At 65.1% G+C, this 15578-nt stretch carries 11 protein-coding genes; 8 read left to right on the forward strand and 3 right to left on the reverse strand.

Annotated features, from left to right (window positions below):
* The first annotated feature begins 247 nt into the window (after nt 1–247).
* From OHB12_RS02940 to OHB12_RS02965, 6 genes are all read left to right on the forward strand, one after another.
* Nucleotides 248–1261, forward strand: a complete 1014-nt coding sequence (locus OHB12_RS02940) for an FAD-dependent oxidoreductase (RefSeq protein WP_327115893.1) — start codon at nt 248–250, stop codon at nt 1259–1261.
* A 20-nt stretch (nt 1262–1281) separates the two neighbouring features.
* Complete coding sequence (locus OHB12_RS02945) at nt 1282–1809, forward strand: hypothetical protein (RefSeq protein ID WP_327115895.1); 528 nt, start codon at nt 1282–1284, stop codon at nt 1807–1809.
* 115 nt (nt 1810–1924) lie between these two features.
* Complete coding sequence (locus OHB12_RS02950; protein WP_327115897.1) at nt 1925–2368, forward strand: hypothetical protein; 444 nt, start codon at nt 1925–1927, stop codon at nt 2366–2368.
* Between the two features lie 472 nt (nt 2369–2840).
* On the forward strand, nt 2841–3149 hold the full coding sequence (locus OHB12_RS02955) for a carbohydrate-binding module family 14 protein (RefSeq protein WP_327115899.1): 309 nt from the start codon (nt 2841–2843) through the stop codon (nt 3147–3149).
* A gap of 642 nt (nt 3150–3791) precedes the next feature.
* Complete coding sequence (locus OHB12_RS02960; RefSeq protein ID WP_327115901.1) at nt 3792–4136, forward strand: hypothetical protein; 345 nt, start codon at nt 3792–3794, stop codon at nt 4134–4136.
* Nucleotides 4137–4533: 397 nt separating this feature from the next.
* Complete coding sequence (locus tag OHB12_RS02965) at nt 4534–5427, forward strand: class I SAM-dependent methyltransferase (RefSeq protein WP_327115902.1); 894 nt, start codon at nt 4534–4536, stop codon at nt 5425–5427.
* 104 nt (nt 5428–5531) lie between these two features.
* Here the strand turns inward: OHB12_RS02965 and OHB12_RS02970 are convergent, their stop codons facing one another.
* Complete coding sequence (locus tag OHB12_RS02970; protein ID WP_327115903.1) at nt 5532–6431, reverse strand: phytanoyl-CoA dioxygenase family protein; 900 nt, start codon at nt 6429–6431, stop codon at nt 5532–5534.
* A gap of 485 nt (nt 6432–6916) precedes the next feature.
* Nucleotides 6917–8983 (reverse strand): serine/threonine-protein kinase, encoded by a 2067-nt coding sequence (locus tag OHB12_RS02975; RefSeq protein WP_327115905.1) that lies wholly within the window; start codon nt 8981–8983, stop codon nt 6917–6919.
* Nucleotides 8984–9305: 322 nt separating this feature from the next.
* Here OHB12_RS02975 and OHB12_RS02980 point away from each other — a divergent pair, with 322 nt between their 5' ends.
* Nucleotides 9306–9977: a cyclase family protein gene (locus tag OHB12_RS02980; RefSeq protein WP_327115906.1), complete on the forward strand. Its 672-nt coding sequence runs from the start codon at nt 9306–9308 to the stop codon at nt 9975–9977.
* Between the two features lie 213 nt (nt 9978–10190).
* Entirely contained in the window at nt 10191–11951 is a 1761-nt protein-coding gene (locus OHB12_RS02985) for a hydrogenase maturation protein (RefSeq protein WP_327115908.1), read from the forward strand.
* A gap of 100 nt (nt 11952–12051) precedes the next feature.
* On the opposite strand, the gene OHB12_RS02990 is transcribed toward OHB12_RS02985, so the two are convergent.
* Complete coding sequence (locus tag OHB12_RS02990; RefSeq protein WP_327115910.1) at nt 12052–15504, reverse strand: protein kinase domain-containing protein; 3453 nt, start codon at nt 15502–15504, stop codon at nt 12052–12054.
* Nucleotides 15505–15578 lie beyond the last annotated feature (74 nt).

Consider the following 15578-nt stretch of genomic DNA (forward strand, 5'->3'; position numbering starts at 1 on the left):
CGGGTTCGGACGGCTGATCGTTCACAGCGACACGAGAGCCGGTCCATCCTGACACCCGGCGACGTTCGCCGCGCGGTGGGTACGATCGAGGCACCCGCAGGAGTGGACACTAGCGGTGCTGGCGGCGATACCTATGGCCAGCGCGCCTTGGGTGAAATCGTTCGCGGTCCTCAGGGAGTGCCGGGCGGTTCGCCAGCGGCCGTGACCAGCTCGTCACGTTCGCCCCCTGAAAGATCATGGAGCATACATGGTGACCATCATCGGCGGAGGTATCGCTGGTACCGTTCTGGCTGGCGCCCTCGCGAGCCGCGACACGAGCGGCCGCGTTTCGCTCTACGAGCAACAACCGAAGGGCCCCGGCAGTGGTGGTGCGCTCCTGATTCTGGACGGACGCGGCCACGCGGGTCTCACCGCTCTGGGTGTCGCTGAACGTGACCTCCACGACGCCTCACACCCCCTCACCGGACTGAGCTACGCCAACAGTGTGGGACGTACGGGTCAGATGCCGAGCAGCGGCCATCGGTTTTGGCTTCGCCGCGACCTGATGGAGATCCTCACGGCATTCGCCGCCAACTCGGGCGCCGAACTGCACTACGAGAGACCGATCACCGACGTCACGACTGTCGATAGCCGGACCTGGACTGTGCACCGCAATGGCGAAACCACCACGATCGCAGACGATCTGATCATCGCAGCAGACGGAATCGACTCAGTCGTCCGATCACGCATCGAGCCCAACCGATCCCCGGAATACGGCGGCGAGATCGTCCTCTACGGGATGACCACCGAGCCCCTCGAACTGGATACCGATGACTCGGTACTGCACTTTTTCGCCGAGATGGGCCCCGCCGGCCCGGTCAGCACTCTCGGCCACATCTGGCGACCCGACACCAACCGCGCACTCTGGTTTATCCGGATCGCACGGGAAGCCTTGCCGCCCAGCGACATCGGCATTCAGTCAGTAGACGCATGGGCCGACGCGGTTCTGGCGGCAACACCATCGAACGAGGCGCTAGTTCGCACATTCCTCGAACACACCGACATAGTTCACGTCAGCAACGCACGGAACCTGCCGCTGGCGACCGCTGCCGAGCCCACGCTGGCGCACAGTGGTGGCCAACACAAGAGAGCACCGGGAATCCTGGGCCGTGCACACCGCTTCGTGACCGGCTGCGGTTTCAACGTCGCCGCCGGACACGGCGACCGGCCCCGAACGGCGGAGGACGAGCAGCGCATCGCCGTCCTACGGCGGGCGAGCTGATCGCCCCGATCGTCGTAGATTTGCACACTTACCTGGCCGAACGTGCCGTGCCGGAATGGCAGGTAACCCTGGATGCCCTGCAGGAACTGCCGCGGATCGGTGCCGAAGGGCCGATCGGCTTCTGGGGCATCATGCAGGGCACCGGGATCGGGGTGCCGTTGACGGCGGTCGAACCCCGGATTACGGCGGCGGTCTCCGGTTGTCTCGGGCACGAATCCGTGACCGAGGCGGCGGCACAAATCACCGTCCCGGTCGAATTCCTGCTCCAATGCGATGACGAGCATGTCGACCGCCGATCCGGTCTCGCGTTGTTCGACGCCTTCGCCTCGAACGAAAGGACGTTGCACGCCAACGCGGGCGGGCATTTCGAGGGTTGGTCAAGGCTGCTTGGACATAGGCAGCGGGATGACCGATCGGCGCGACCATTACACCAGCATCGGGCAGAACTGACACCGGCCAAGGGATCTCGGCGAGACGATTGCCGCGCTTCTGGACGGCTGCGAGAACGTCGGAACGTCCCCCGCGGCCGGGCTGGTTCGATACGCTAACCGACGGAACGACTCCCGCTACACGCCGCTGCGATGTCGTGGAGGTCCGTTCGGGTGTATTGCTGGAGCGGGTATTACGGCCGCGAGTGTCGTTACGCGGGAAGGACATCGACTGATGACAGTGCGGCGAATGGCGGCGGGGGTTGTGGCGTCGGTAGGGATCGGTGCGTTGGTGTGCGGAATCCAGGCGACGCCGGCACAGGCGGATCCGCTACCGCAATGGGCTCCGTTGGGCACCACGCTCTACACCTTCGGTGATGCGAATTTCTGTGCTGGGGCGATCGGCGTGGTGCTGGAGGCCGCGCCGCACCTACCCGGCCACGTGTTGGCGCACGTGACACCACTGGGTTATCAGCGCGGGCCGTGCGGCAATCACGTGATGCTGGGATGGGTGGGCTCAGCGGGTGCGCGGGCCCAAGATGTGTATGTGCACACCGATGCGGCGCCAGGCGAGACCGTGACCGTGGACCTGTGGGTGGGGACGGGTCCGGCGAAGATCATGTCGGACACCTGGCCGATCCAGGGCTCGTTCGCGGAGTGGTATCTCCTGGTGCCCTAGCCGCGCGCCGCGGTGCGGGTGGATCCGGTCCGCTGCGGACGGTCATCCCGACAGTGACATTGTGGAGCCGCTCCGGTAGGCGTGTCAGGTCTGCTGTGTCAAGTGGACTTCGGTGTCTACCGCGCGCAACACGTCGTCGCAAGGATGCGGCTCATGGACGTTTGCTGTCGCTTGTCGTCTGATGTGGCGAGGCTGAGCGGGGTTCGGCCTGGGGTTCGCCGGTTGTGGCGGAGTCGTTGGTGGTCAACGTTTCTCATTGTGAAGTGGCGAGTCGACGGGATGATGGCGTCCTTCATGTTCGGGTTGCAGAGATGGTGGGTGTGTACTCGTGCCCAGTATTCGCTGCGGGTTCTGGCGTGCTTTCGGCGATGCCTGCCGAGATCGTGACGAGATCGGCGCGTCTAGGCGCGCGTCCACTCCAGCCCATGCCATGATGCGAGCGGCCCTGACGCCTCAACCGAAGGAGACGACCGTGCGACTCGACTGCATTCTCGCTTTGCCCGCCGTCGCGCTGCTCGGTTCCGGCCTGACGCTTGCCGCCGCGCCCTCTGCCCTCGCGGAGGGCACCGGACTCGACGTCGCGGCCTTCAGCTGTCCCCAGCCCAACGGGCTCTTCCCTTTTCCCGGGGACGTGACGAAGTACGTTCAGTGCTCGAACAACGTCCCGACCGTTTACAAGTGTCCGGACGGCCTGAATTGGAACCGGAATGGCCAGTACTGCGACTGGCCGGCCAGCGCGGGCGCGGTGGCTGACCGATACCCACCCGGAAAATTCCGTTGACCTCGGTACGACGAGAACGACCGCACCCACATCAGGGTCCGCGCCGCCGCCCAATGGAGCGCGGAAGAGTCAGCGCAGGAATCAAGATCGAAGAACCGCGAGATCGACCGGGTTGACGGGTGGTCGCATTCGGCGCTCACCGGGACGTGTATACAAGGTATCGGCACGCGGATGGCCGGTAGGCAGACGTTTGGTGGTTGGGTGGCCGGTCCCCGACCCGTAGCCACCAACAACCCGCCCGATCGATCTCCGGTCGAATGGCCGCCGTGGGGAGTTCCAACTGGCCACCGGCACAACCCGAAATTCACAGGTTCGGCGGTCGAGTGAGGTCTACGTAATCGGCGAGGTAGATGATCGTTGCCTCGGGTCATGCCGAAGGCGGCGGCCACGAGCTTGGGGTCAATTGTGTTGACCATATCGATCAAGCGGGTGCTGCGGATCATGCGTGGCCCGAACCCACAGCCGTCGAGGACGTGGCTGAGACAGGCGACGGAGGCGCGCTCGACCGGATTGTGGGGGAACGGCCGGGCGGGCGGCAGCACGGCTGCAGTCGCGGCTTGCGGTGCGGCTGGCCCGCCACACCGCAGTGCGTGTGCTGCTGTGAATTCCCGCACGCCACGCCCGGTGTCGCAGGGGTTGAGTGTGGTCGATTCGGCACTGCGCCGCCGAAACCGTTGCGGCACCATCCTGATCGATGCCATCACCTACGAGGGGATCGACGTCAGTGAACCGGCGATAGCGATGGGTGAGGACAACCGCTCAGCGGACCGCCGGGCGACAGGAAAAGACAGTCTGCCAAGGATTGTGAACTTGTCCCTGGATGCGAACTTCGTGGTGGTGTCCGAGGCGCGCGAGTCAATGCGCGGTGAACAGGGCTTTGACCCAGCCGAGCGTCCGCAGCTCGGAACGGTCGGTTCGGATGCTGCTGCAGTGCGATTGCAACGGTTCTTCCATCTGGACGAGAAAGACATCCTGGTCGTAGAATGACAACGTTTCGAGCTTATTTCTCTCACTCTCCGCCCCCGGGGGCGCGGACAGGCTGCGGGGTCGGGTATGAGATCGATTGCCTTGGAAGGCATTGCGCTGAGGTACTCGTTGGCGGATTCGGGTCCTCCTGTTGTGCCCCTGATCAGGTTGTACCCGTAGAGTAGGCGGGACTTTGTTTTCGGGATGCTGCACGGTTCGGGATGTCGACCGATGTTCTTCGACCCTAAGGGAATTCCGCCGCGCACCGTTGAGTAACTCGTGGCGGATGTCATTGCGCTGGTACGGCAGCTCGGTCGATCGCAGTCGACGACATCAATCACCGGCCAGGTACAGCACGGCACTGATACATACCCGAACATAAATATCGGGGTAGAACGAGAAACTGTGGAGATTCGTGATGACCTCGGAGATCGGTGAATACCAGGGTGCGTCGTCGGATGCGGTCCGGCATCACTACGACATCGGAACCGAATTCTACCGGCTGTGGTTGGACACCAGCCTGACCTACTCGTGCGCGTTGTGGGCCGACGGCGACGACCTCGACCGCGCTCAACAGCGAAAACTCGACTACCTCATAGCCAAGGCCCACATCACCGGCGCTGAACGGGTGCTCGACATCGGGTGTGGCTGGGGAAGTCTTATGCGGGGAATAGCCAACAGGCACGAACGGGCCCGCATCACCGGCCTCACCCTCAGCCGAGACCAATACGACTACGTCCGCACCCACGCCGCAGACCGGATCGACGTACGTCTGGAACACTGGAATGCGCACCGCCCCGATCACCGGTACGACGCCATCTTCTGTATCGGCGCGCTCGAACATTTCGTGCGATTCGGATTATCTCGGCAGGAACGTACGGCGGCCTATCGGGCATTCTTTGCCCACTGTCACCGCATGCTCCACCCCGGCGGGGGGCTCATAGTCCAAACGATCGGCAAAGGCAATCGGCGACTCGACCACGACGCGATCACAGATGTGCAGTTCCTTGCGAACGATATCTTCCCGGAATCGGATCCACCGCGGCTCGCGGAACTTGCCCACGCCGCGGAAAAACTCTTCGAAATCCGTTCGCTGGTCAACGACCGCCGTGACTATTCGACAACCTGCGCGGAATGGCTGCGCCACCTCAGGTCGCATCGGTCCGATGCAGAGCGGATTGCCGGCGCCCACGTCGCCGATGCCTATGAACGCTACCTGGAGGCATCCATCCGGCAATTCGACGAGGAACACCTCGTGTTGTATCGAATCGTGCTTCGGAAAGTGGCCGATCCACCGCCACCTCTCGGGTGACCGACTCGCGTGGCAGCCACCCCACCACTTCATAATTCCGAGGACCTGTCGACCGCGTTCTCTGGCTTCACCGCGAAGTATTCCTTGCGATATATCGCGGAACGTCACCCATAACTCATAGGGGCGGCCGAATCAAAGGTTTCGAGAAGCCGCTTGGGATGCATGCCATCAACGGCACCCATGAACGGCGGATGGATGCTGTAGCCCAACATCCGGCGGATGTCTTCCGAGACTGTCCGCGCGGTGTGCCGACTGGTGGCCAACGTGTACGCTTCCTGGGGTCGCAGCCAGGGCTCGCAATACTGCACAGTCACACCAAGACGCGAAGCGGTCGCTCGATTTGCGCCACCACCGTGCCATAGCGTGCCGAGATAGAATGCGCACGACCCAGGAGGCATCTGCGTGACTACCCGGGCATCGGATTCGGTTGGTCGACGTTCTGATTCCCAGCGATGGCTGCCGGGCAGTAAGACCGTGCCGCCATTGGTATCGGTGAACGAATCGATCGCCCACATCGTCGCGGCGCTCAGCGCCGGGCGCGGTCTCGGGATCGGATAGAAACCATCGTCATGGTGCAGCAGTTGAGGCTGTTCACCGGGGAGGATATTGATCACTTGCAGTTGTGAGAGTAAATAATTCGGCAGGAACAGCCGATCGAGCAGAGCCAGCACCCGAGGATGGTCGACCAACCTGTCGCATGCGCGAGTCTTCTCGAGCACGCTGTATACCCGCTCGGTCCGCACGCCTTCGAACGTATTACGGCCGGTCTGGCCGAGCAGAGGCACAATCGCCGCACGTACGCGCTGGCACTCGTCGGGAGTGATCAAGTTATCCAAGACGATGTACCCGTCACGATCAAGCGCGTCCAGGTCTGCATCGACGACCGCCGAGTCGATGGCCCCTGCTGCACTGGCGGTAGCCCGATGGCGTCGAGCCAGATCGACACGTAGGTCATCCATCGCGGTGATGACGTCCACCGCGTGCGGCGAGCGCGCAGAGTTCATAGCTGCTCCTCGAGCGGATCGGGTGAGACCGACCGTCCGGGTCACCGCTGCGGCCCCGCTCCGACCTCCAGCTCAGCGACGGTCGGCCACTTGCTCTCAGTGGTTACTGCCCAGATGGATTCAGGGCGACCGCACCCAATTGTGAGTTCTGTCCAACCCGTAACGCAAGGCCGCCATGGGGCCGACAGCCGTTTCGAGCCGACGATCAAGTCGCGCACCGAGTTCTCATCGCTGCCAGCCCGATCTGCCCCGGTCTCCGGGTGGGTCAGGTTGCGGCAGGTGGGGCGTGGATGGTGTCGAACAGGTGTTGCCAAGGGCGTGTCAGCCGTGTGGGAGGTGCCAGATCTGTTGGTGGCCAAGGGTTGCCAGCATCTCGATGAGGTCGGCGCGGATCGTGGCGGTGGTGGCCTTGGAATCGACCGATCGCTCGGGGCCGCTGCTGCGGTTGGGGTCGGCGTCTGGGGGCGCTTCGAGTCAGCGCAACCTCAGCCTTGTGAGACCGCTGGCCCAAACGCCCCCGGCTGGTGGCCGACCGAGTCGACCCGCTGCATTTCGACGGTGGCGCGGCTGGTGGCGGGACAAGGGTCGGCTTTGTCGCGAACCCATGTGCCTGTCAAGAATTCGGTGGGGTCGGGTCCGGCATCGGACTGGGACAACTCCCAATGAAATGTCGCGTTGGTGTGCGGCTCATTCGATCCCACGTAGCAGGGATAAGGGCTGTTGTAGTTGGTCCGCCATGCCGCCCCTTCGCGCACGAACAACGGAGAAAAGATGGCGCGCGGATCTGCGGGAGGATCTGCCTGTGTCGTTGCGGCGCAGCGGTCGCCGCCGCGCAGGCAGATGGTGTCGTATCGTTGCCGGATCTTGTCCGGCGGTGGGGGATTGAGAACATCCGGTGTCGCGGTGTAGGTGACGGTCACGTCGTAGGTGCCGCTGATCAGCGGGATGGGCGGGGTGTCGACGCGGGCGGGGATGGTTTCGGGAGGGGCGACGGCGACATTCGGATCGATCTCGCCGAGGCGGGAAAGCGTCATCCCTTCCTCTTGGATGTATGCGCAGGGCCCGCCTGCGAAGCCGAGCCAGGTTCCGGTCCACGACGGGGTACCGGATCGGAACTGGATTCTCTGCCATTTCGGGATGTTCTGGGGCGCGTTGGTGATCGGACTTTCGCAATCTTTATCGGGGCGGGGGGATAGCTCTCTTGTGATCATCCACGTGCCGTCGCGATAGTCTGCGGCGAACTGGGTCGGGGCGTTCTCCGGCGCGGTCGGGTCCTGGCTGGTTATCGCGGCTACGCAGCGTTCGCTGTGTGGTGGGCAGTGCGATCGAACCGACCACACCCGGGGATGCTGAGGCCGGTCGACCGGCTTCCCGTTCATAGTTCGGGGCATATAGATGACCTCGTACTTGCCGTCGAAGGCGAGTTCGGGCGCCGAGCGGTGGGTCAGCCGCCAAACTCCCGCCACCATCACCGTGGCGATCAGCACGGCAACCACGGCCACCGTTACAGGGATGACGGGCCGTTTACGTCGCGGCGGTGCGGGGCCGTCTCGTCGGATACTCACCGATTTGGATCGAATGGGCCGCAGGCCACCGAGGTGCACGGAAGGTCTGGCGTCGACCGTAGAAGCTTGTTCTGTGGACGGGATCGGCGGCGGTGTATCTGGCCGATCGCTGTGACCTTCGAAGCCGGGCTTTGGGATTGATGCGGGGGTGGTTCCGCTGGTACTTCCAGGGGCGGTGGTGAGGGCGCGGTCGGCGGCGGCGGCCAGCTCTCCGGCGGTTGGGTAGCGGTCGTCCGGGCTTTTCGCCATGCCCCGGGCGACGACGTCGTCGAACCCGCTCGGCAGGTCGAGTCGCCGCAGGCTCAGTGCCGGGGGGTCGGCCGTCAGGTGTGCCGCTATCTGCTGCTCCGCGCTGTTGCCCGGGTAGGGCGGGATTCCGGTCAGGCATTCGCACAACACGCAGGTGAGGGCATACACATCGGATCGGGCGTCGGCGACGCCGGTAGTGAATCGCTCCGGAGCCATGTAGGCCAAGGTTCCGATCATCGTGTTGGTGCTGGTCAGCGTGGTATCGCTGGCCGAGCGGGCGATGCCGAAGTCGATCAGATACACGAAGCCGCTGTCGGTGACCAGCAGGTTGGATGGTTTGACGTCACGGTGCACCAAACTTTGGGCGTGTGCCGCATCCAGCGCCGCCGCGGCTTGGGTGATCACCGCAACCGCCGTCTGTGGCTTCATAGCACCATCGCGGTGGAGCAGGGTTTTCGCGTCGGCGCCGTCGATCAGGCGCATGTCCAGGTAGAGGTGCCCATCGATTTCGCCGTAACCGTGGATCGGGACCACATGTGGTTCGCGCAGCTGGGCGGTGTCGTGAGCCTCGCGTCGGAATCGTTCCCGGAAGCTGGGATCGGTGGCGCAGCTTTCGGGCAGCAATTTGACCGCCACGATGCGGTCGGTGACGGCGTCGTAGGCCCGCCATACCTGGCCCATGCCACCCTCACCGATCAGCTCCTGCAACCGGTAGCGGCCGAACGCTATACCATTCACCGACCACCTCCTGCACGGATGGATCGCGTTTGCTATGAAGCATTCGCATCGTGAAAGGTCGCATACCGATCATATCGGCCCCGACATTCCTAGCTAGTGGCTGACAGCGTGCCAGCAGCGCCGCCGCAGTCGCCGCACCTGTCGACGCCATCATGATCGGGCGACATCATCCCCCCGGATCACGCGAACAACAGGGGCAAGAAGACATACCGGAGCGGGCGACCGTGGCCCGTATCCGGGCCACGAACAAGGTATCGTCGCGTTCCTCAATAGTCTGACATCCTTCGCGCCTACGGCGGGATCGGGCGGTACGGTCCCTAGCATGAGCAGGGTGATGGTGGAGCTGTCGCATCCGATCTCGAATAGCATGCTCACCTGTCCGGGCCTGCCTGGACCGCGAGTCACGACGGATATTTCGCGTGAGCAGTCGCCGCTGATCGATATGGCGTACGACATCGCGCGCGTGGATATGGTCGGCAATACCGGGACCTATATCGCCGCGCCCTTCCATTTCCACGCCGATGGCGCCGATATCGCGGAGCTGCCGCTGGAGCGGCTGCTCAACGTGCCGATTGTGATGATCCGCGCGGTGCGGATGCGCGCGGTGGGACCGGATGTGCTCGGTGACCCGGCGCGGCTGTGGGGCAAGGCGGTACTCGTGCACACCGGATGGTCGACCAGGTGGGGTTCGTCCGCGTACTGGGACCCCGGGCACCCGTTCCTGGTCGGCGAGGTCGCGGATGCGCTGGTCGCCGCCAATGTGGCGCTGGTTGGAGTCGACTCGCTCGACATCGACGATACGTCCCTGCCGACACGGCCATGCCACCACACTCTGCTCGGTGCGGGAATCCCGATCATCGAGCATATGACGAACCTGGACGCGGTCCCCGACACGGGTGCCAGGCTGGTCGCACTGCCGGCGCCAGTGCGTGGGATGGGCTCGTTTCCGCTGCGTGCTGTTGCCTGGACCGATCACGGCGGCGTCGGTGTCTGATGGTGCCCGATCCGAGCCCGGGCACAGCCAACTATCTCCAGCGGACACCTGCTGGTCGCCTGAAACTTCTGTGGGACAACACCGTCCAGTCCAGGCGATCCCGGCTCGAAGTACGAAACGAACCGAGCCGACGTGCGGATTGGCTGCCGTACGGCTATTTTCAGACGACCCCAGGATGAGGCATTAACGTTTTACATCACACGACGGAGGGCCATGTTGCGAATCCTTTTGGTCGCCAATGCGTTCAACAGTCTCACCCAGCGCGTCCACACCGAACTACGTGCCCGCGATCACCACATCGGTGTCGAGCTGGCCCTCGGCGACGACCTGCTACGTGCGCGGGTGGCGGCCTTCCGACCAGAACTGATCCTCGCGCCCATGCTCACCACGGCAATCCCGAAGGACATCTGGTCCGAGCACACCGTGCTGATCGTGCATCCGGGACCGAAGGGCGACCGCGGACCCTCATCTCTCGACTGGGCCGTTCACGAGGGCGAACACGAGTGGGGTGTCACAGTGCTCCAGGCGGTCGAGGAGATGGACGCGGGACCCATCTGGGCCTCGGTGCCGTTCACCGTCGCACCCTGCGGGAAAAGCGAGCTGTACCGCAACGAGGTTGCCGACGCCGCTGTGCAGGCCGTGCTGCTCGCGGTTGACCGATTCGCCGGCGGCCGGTTCGAGCCCGAGCCGCTGGACTACCGCCGACCGGAGGTCCAGGGACGACTGCGGTCCTATCACGATCAGCGGATCCGCCGGATCGACTGGTCAGCCGACGAGACAGCTGTCGTGCTACGGAAGTTGCGCGCCGCCGATTCTCAACCGGGCGTCCTGGACGAATTGTACGGGCGGGAGTACTACCTGCACGGCGGCCACGGCGAGGATCGCCTGCGTGGCGTCCCGGGCGCCGTGATCGCCATCCGGGACGGCGCGATCTGCCGGGCCACCGTCGATGGCGCGGTGTGGGTGCCGCAGCTACGTCCCCGTCGGGTAGTGGGCGGCCCACCGACGTTCAAGCAGCCCGCGACCGATGCGCTCGGGCTCGACCTGCCGGCAACGATCCCGGAGGTACCCGTCACACCCGCCTCGGCTGCCTTCCGAGACACCTGGTCTGAGCTGCGCTACCGAGAGGAGGGCACCGTCGGCTACCTCGAGTTCTCCTTTCCCGGCGGCGCGATGAGTACCCGCCAATGCCGTAACCTGCTGGCGGCGTTCCAGCAGGCGGGTGCACGGCCGATCGACGTGCTCGTGCTCGGTCCGGCCCGAGACTTCTTCTCCAACGGCATCCACCTGAACGTGATCGAGGCGGCCGACGACCCGGCCGAGGAGTCCTTGCTCAACATCAACGCCATGAACGACCTGGTGGAGGCAATACTCACCACCACGGACAAGATCGTGATCTCGGCCTTGGCGGGGAATGCGGCCGCAGGTGGCGTGATGCTGGCGCTGGCCGCGGATGAGGTCTGGTGTCGCGAGTCGGTCGTGCTGAACCCGCACTACCGGCTGATGGGCCTGCACGGATCGGAGTATTGGACCTACACACTGCCCCGGCGCGTCGGCGCGACCGAGGCCGAGCGTCTGACGAGAGAGGCCCTTCCAGTCGGCGCTCGAGACGCCGCGGCGCTCGGCCTGGTGGATCGCGTCCTACCCGGCAGCGCCGAGACCTTCTGGATCTCGACACGGCGGGCGGCGGCAGGGCTGGCCGGCACTCCGGAGCTGGTGAACCGCCTCGTGACGAAGAAGCAACGCCGAGCCGCCGACGAGGAAACCAAACCATTGTCCGCCTACCGCAGCGAGGAGCTGGCCCATATGCGCCGCAACTTCCTCACCGCAGGCGAGCCGTACCATGAGCGGAGGCGAGACTTCGTGCACAAGGTGCGTCCGACCCGGACACCGTCGCACCTGCTCAGCTCGCCCACGGCCGCCCCTCGAAGCGATGCGGCGGGTCGGCCGATCGGGCAGACTCGCTCCCGGTAGCGGCTGGCGGCAGGCTTTTCGATGTCCGGGCGTCGATGCGGGTCTCGGCTCCGCTGGAGAGCCAGGTCCCGTCCGGCGCCGATGAGGCGACACCGCTCGTTCATTCGTGATACCTCCGTTCGCCGATCTCATCGATCTCGTTCAGGACATGTCGTAGGAAGGGCCTGGGGGGCCGGCCGGGCCCCTCCGGGGCATCGAGCAGGGCTTCCACGACCGGCGCGATGACGGGTCCGCTGTCCACGACCACTCGGACGAGACCGAGTTCGGCACACCGGGAAAGTGCCGGAGCCAGGCAGACAATCGCCTGATCGGTTCGTCCGACGGCGCAAAGGCAACCGCCATACAGCAATTGAGCCTGCAATAGTGCGCGGGGGCGAGGTTGTGTATGGATTTCGGCAACGATCCGTTCGGCGTCGGCGACTGCGTGCTCGGCCGCGTCTGGTGACTGTTGGGAGAGCAGGAGGCGAATGGCGGAGTCGTGGCTGAGCTCGGCGGTGACCGCGAGTGTGTGGTTTGGCTGCCGGTGGTACGCGGGTAGCTGCTCGAGTGTGTGTCGGTCCGCATCGGTGATCGGCAGACCCAGCCGTACCCGCTCGTTCAAAATGCGGGCGGTCAGCCGTGGCAGGGCGAGCTTCTCTGCGACCGTTTGTCCCTCGTCCAACCGTTGTTGTGCGGCATCGAGGTCGCCGCGCACTGCCGCCAACCTGGCACCGGTTCCGTAGGCGGCGACCAGGAATTCCATGGCGCCTGCCTCCACACCGGGACCGCGTGCCAGCAGCTCGGCGGCTTCGGTGGACTGCCCTTTCTGATAGAGCAATTCGCCGAGTAGGCCGCTGGCCAGCCGGGTCGCGTGGGACCGGCTGCCGGTATTCCGGGCGAGGGTGAGCGCGGAGCGGAAGATCGCCTCGGCTTCGGCGATGTCGAGCTGTTCGGCGGCGGCTTCGCCGGCGATGCAGGCGCCGTATACCACGCCGGCCGGGCCGTTGGCGCGGGTCCGGTAGGGCGCGGCCCATGCGTGCCAGCGGCGGGCGCCGGCGAAGTCGAAACGATAAAATGCGGCCGCGGCCGCGGTGGTGGCCGCGACGTTGGCGAAGAACGGCCGAACCGGCTGCTGCAGCCGTGCAGCCGCGGCATCCGGGAAATCCTTGAACCGATCAGTCACGAGGTGTTCCGCGGCTCGCGCCACATCGGCCTGGATGCGCAGGTCCACGGTGACGGGATCGTCCGGTGTGGCGGTTGCCAGTGCCGCGTCCACGCGATCCAGCGCGGTTCGGATGGCGGTGGGGCGCTGGAGCGAGATGTTGGCCCAGGCGACCGACAGTTGCAGCTGTGGATCGGCAACCGTTATCACGGCGGGCAGTTTCGCCACCAGCCCTAGGAACGTGGCCATGCGGGAATCTTCGATCAGCGTGTCGGCGTGTTCCTGCACCAGTTGTTTCGCCTGCTGGTCGGCGCCGGCCGCGAGTGCGTGATCCACGGCTTCGGTGAGCATTTCATGCCCCGCGAACCAAGTCGACGCGGTCAGGTGGAGCTGTTCGAGCAGGCCAGGATGTTGGCGGATCAGTTTGCGGCGCAAGAAGTCCGCGAAGAGCCCGTGATAACGGAACCACCGCAGTTCGTCATCGACGCTGCGCAGGAACAGGTCTCGGCGACGCACGTCCTCGAGCCGTTCCTGCCCTGACTGCACTCCGGTCAGCGTCTGAGCGAGATCTCCGCAGATGGTGTCGGTGATCGCGGTCCGGGTGACGAAGTCGAGCATCGTGGGTTCGAGCGCGCCGACGACGTTCTCCATCAGGTATTCGCCGATGGCATAGTGCTGCCCCGAGATCTGGTCCAGGTAGACCCCGGGGTTCTCCTTGCCACGCAGCGACAGTGAGGCGAGCTGGAGCGCCGCCACCCAGCCCTCCGTCGACTCCCGCAGTCGGTCGATGTCGGCGTCGGAAAGGTGCAGTCTCTTGACACCGACCAGGAAATCCGCCGCTTCCCCGGAATCGAAGCGCAGTGCGCTCTCGTCGATTTCCACCAGCTCGTCCTGAACGCTCATACGCCCCAGCGGCAGACCGGTGCGAGTGCGGCTGGTGACGATCAATCGCAGGTGATGGCACCCGTTGTCGAGCAGGAACTCCATTGCGCCGAGGGTCACCGGACTGGTCACTTGGTGCCAGTCGTCGATCACGACGGCGACGGGCTCCCCGCTGTCGTGGATCTCGTTGATCAGGGCGGTCATCACTTGCCGCGCCGCGGGGGTGGAACGCTCCTCGAGAATCTGCGTCAGTTCGATCGCCAGCGCGGGACGAACCTGCCGAATCGCCTCCACCAAGTGACTCAGGAACCACACGACATTGTTGTCGTCCTCCGCGATCGCCAACCAGGCGACGCGGACGCCGTCCGCGTCGAGGGCGTGCGCCCACTGCGCGGCCAGCGTGCTCTTGCCGAAACCGGCCGGGCCATGAATGAGAACCAGCCGCCTGGATTGTCCCTCCTGCAGGGTCTCCAGCAATCGCGGGCGATCAACCAGTCGGCGCAGCGTCGTCGGCGGGCGATATCGGGTCTTCGGCGCCGGTTGCGGGTGCAACGCGGTCGCAGCGGTTGCCGTTGTCGGTGGGGCCGGCCGGCCGCCGACGGCGGACACGGTTTCCACGGATCTGTCGTGCGCCGGGGCGGCCATCGTGTCCACCGGCAGCCCGCAGGAGAACTGCACGGTGCGCAACCGCTCGCCGAAATCCTGGGCAGTGGCCGGCCGGTCGACGGGGTCGGTGGCCATCGCGGCTTCGAGGACGGTGGACACCATCGCTGGGACACCGGCGGAGCGCAGGTCGGGGACGGGTTCTGCCGTTATGCGCACGAACTGCGCCACCATCGACTCACCCGCCTGGCGCTCGAACGCGGCGTGGCCTGTGAGAATCGCGAACAGCGTTCCGCCGAGCCCGTAGATATCCGAGGAAACCGTTGGAGGTTCTCCGCGTACCACTTCCGGAGCCGTGTAGGCCGGGGTCCCCGCGATGACGCCGGTCGCTGTCTCGAACGCGCCGCCGACGCGCGCGATACCGAAGTCCGCCAGCTGCGGTTCACCGTAGTCGGTGATCAGGACATTGGCGGGATTGACGTCGCGATGGATGACGCCGCAGGCGTGCGCGGTCGACAGCGCACCGGCCAGCTTCACTCCCACGGACAGCACCTCTTGCCAGGGCAATGGTCCGTCGGCGCGAATCCGTGCGTCGAGTGAACCTCGGGCGTGGAGGGGCATCACGATGAACGGCCGTCCGGTCGCGGTGATATCGGTGGTCAGCACCTGCACGATGTTCGGGTGGGTCGAGAACTTCGCCAGCGCACGTTGTTCGCGCAGGAAACGGATCCGGTCCTGATCATCGACCGTGGAGTCGAGAACCTTGACCGCCACGGCACGATCGAGTGAGGACTCGGTGCACTGGTACACGATGCCGAATGCGCCGCGGCCGATCTCCTGGGCGTCCGCGAAACCGGCCGCAGCGAGTTCCGCCGCGATGCCGAACGTCAGGTCGCGTTGCGTCTCCTGGGCACTACCGTCGGACACCGACCGCTCGCCCCATCACTGGCGCGGAATTCTCGGAAAATTCGCGTGTCTGCTCCGACCTGCCACCCCGACCG

The sequence above is a fragment of the Nocardia sp. NBC_01730 genome, from assembly GCF_035920445.1.
Taxonomy (GTDB): Bacteria; Actinomycetota; Actinomycetes; order Mycobacteriales; family Mycobacteriaceae; genus Nocardia.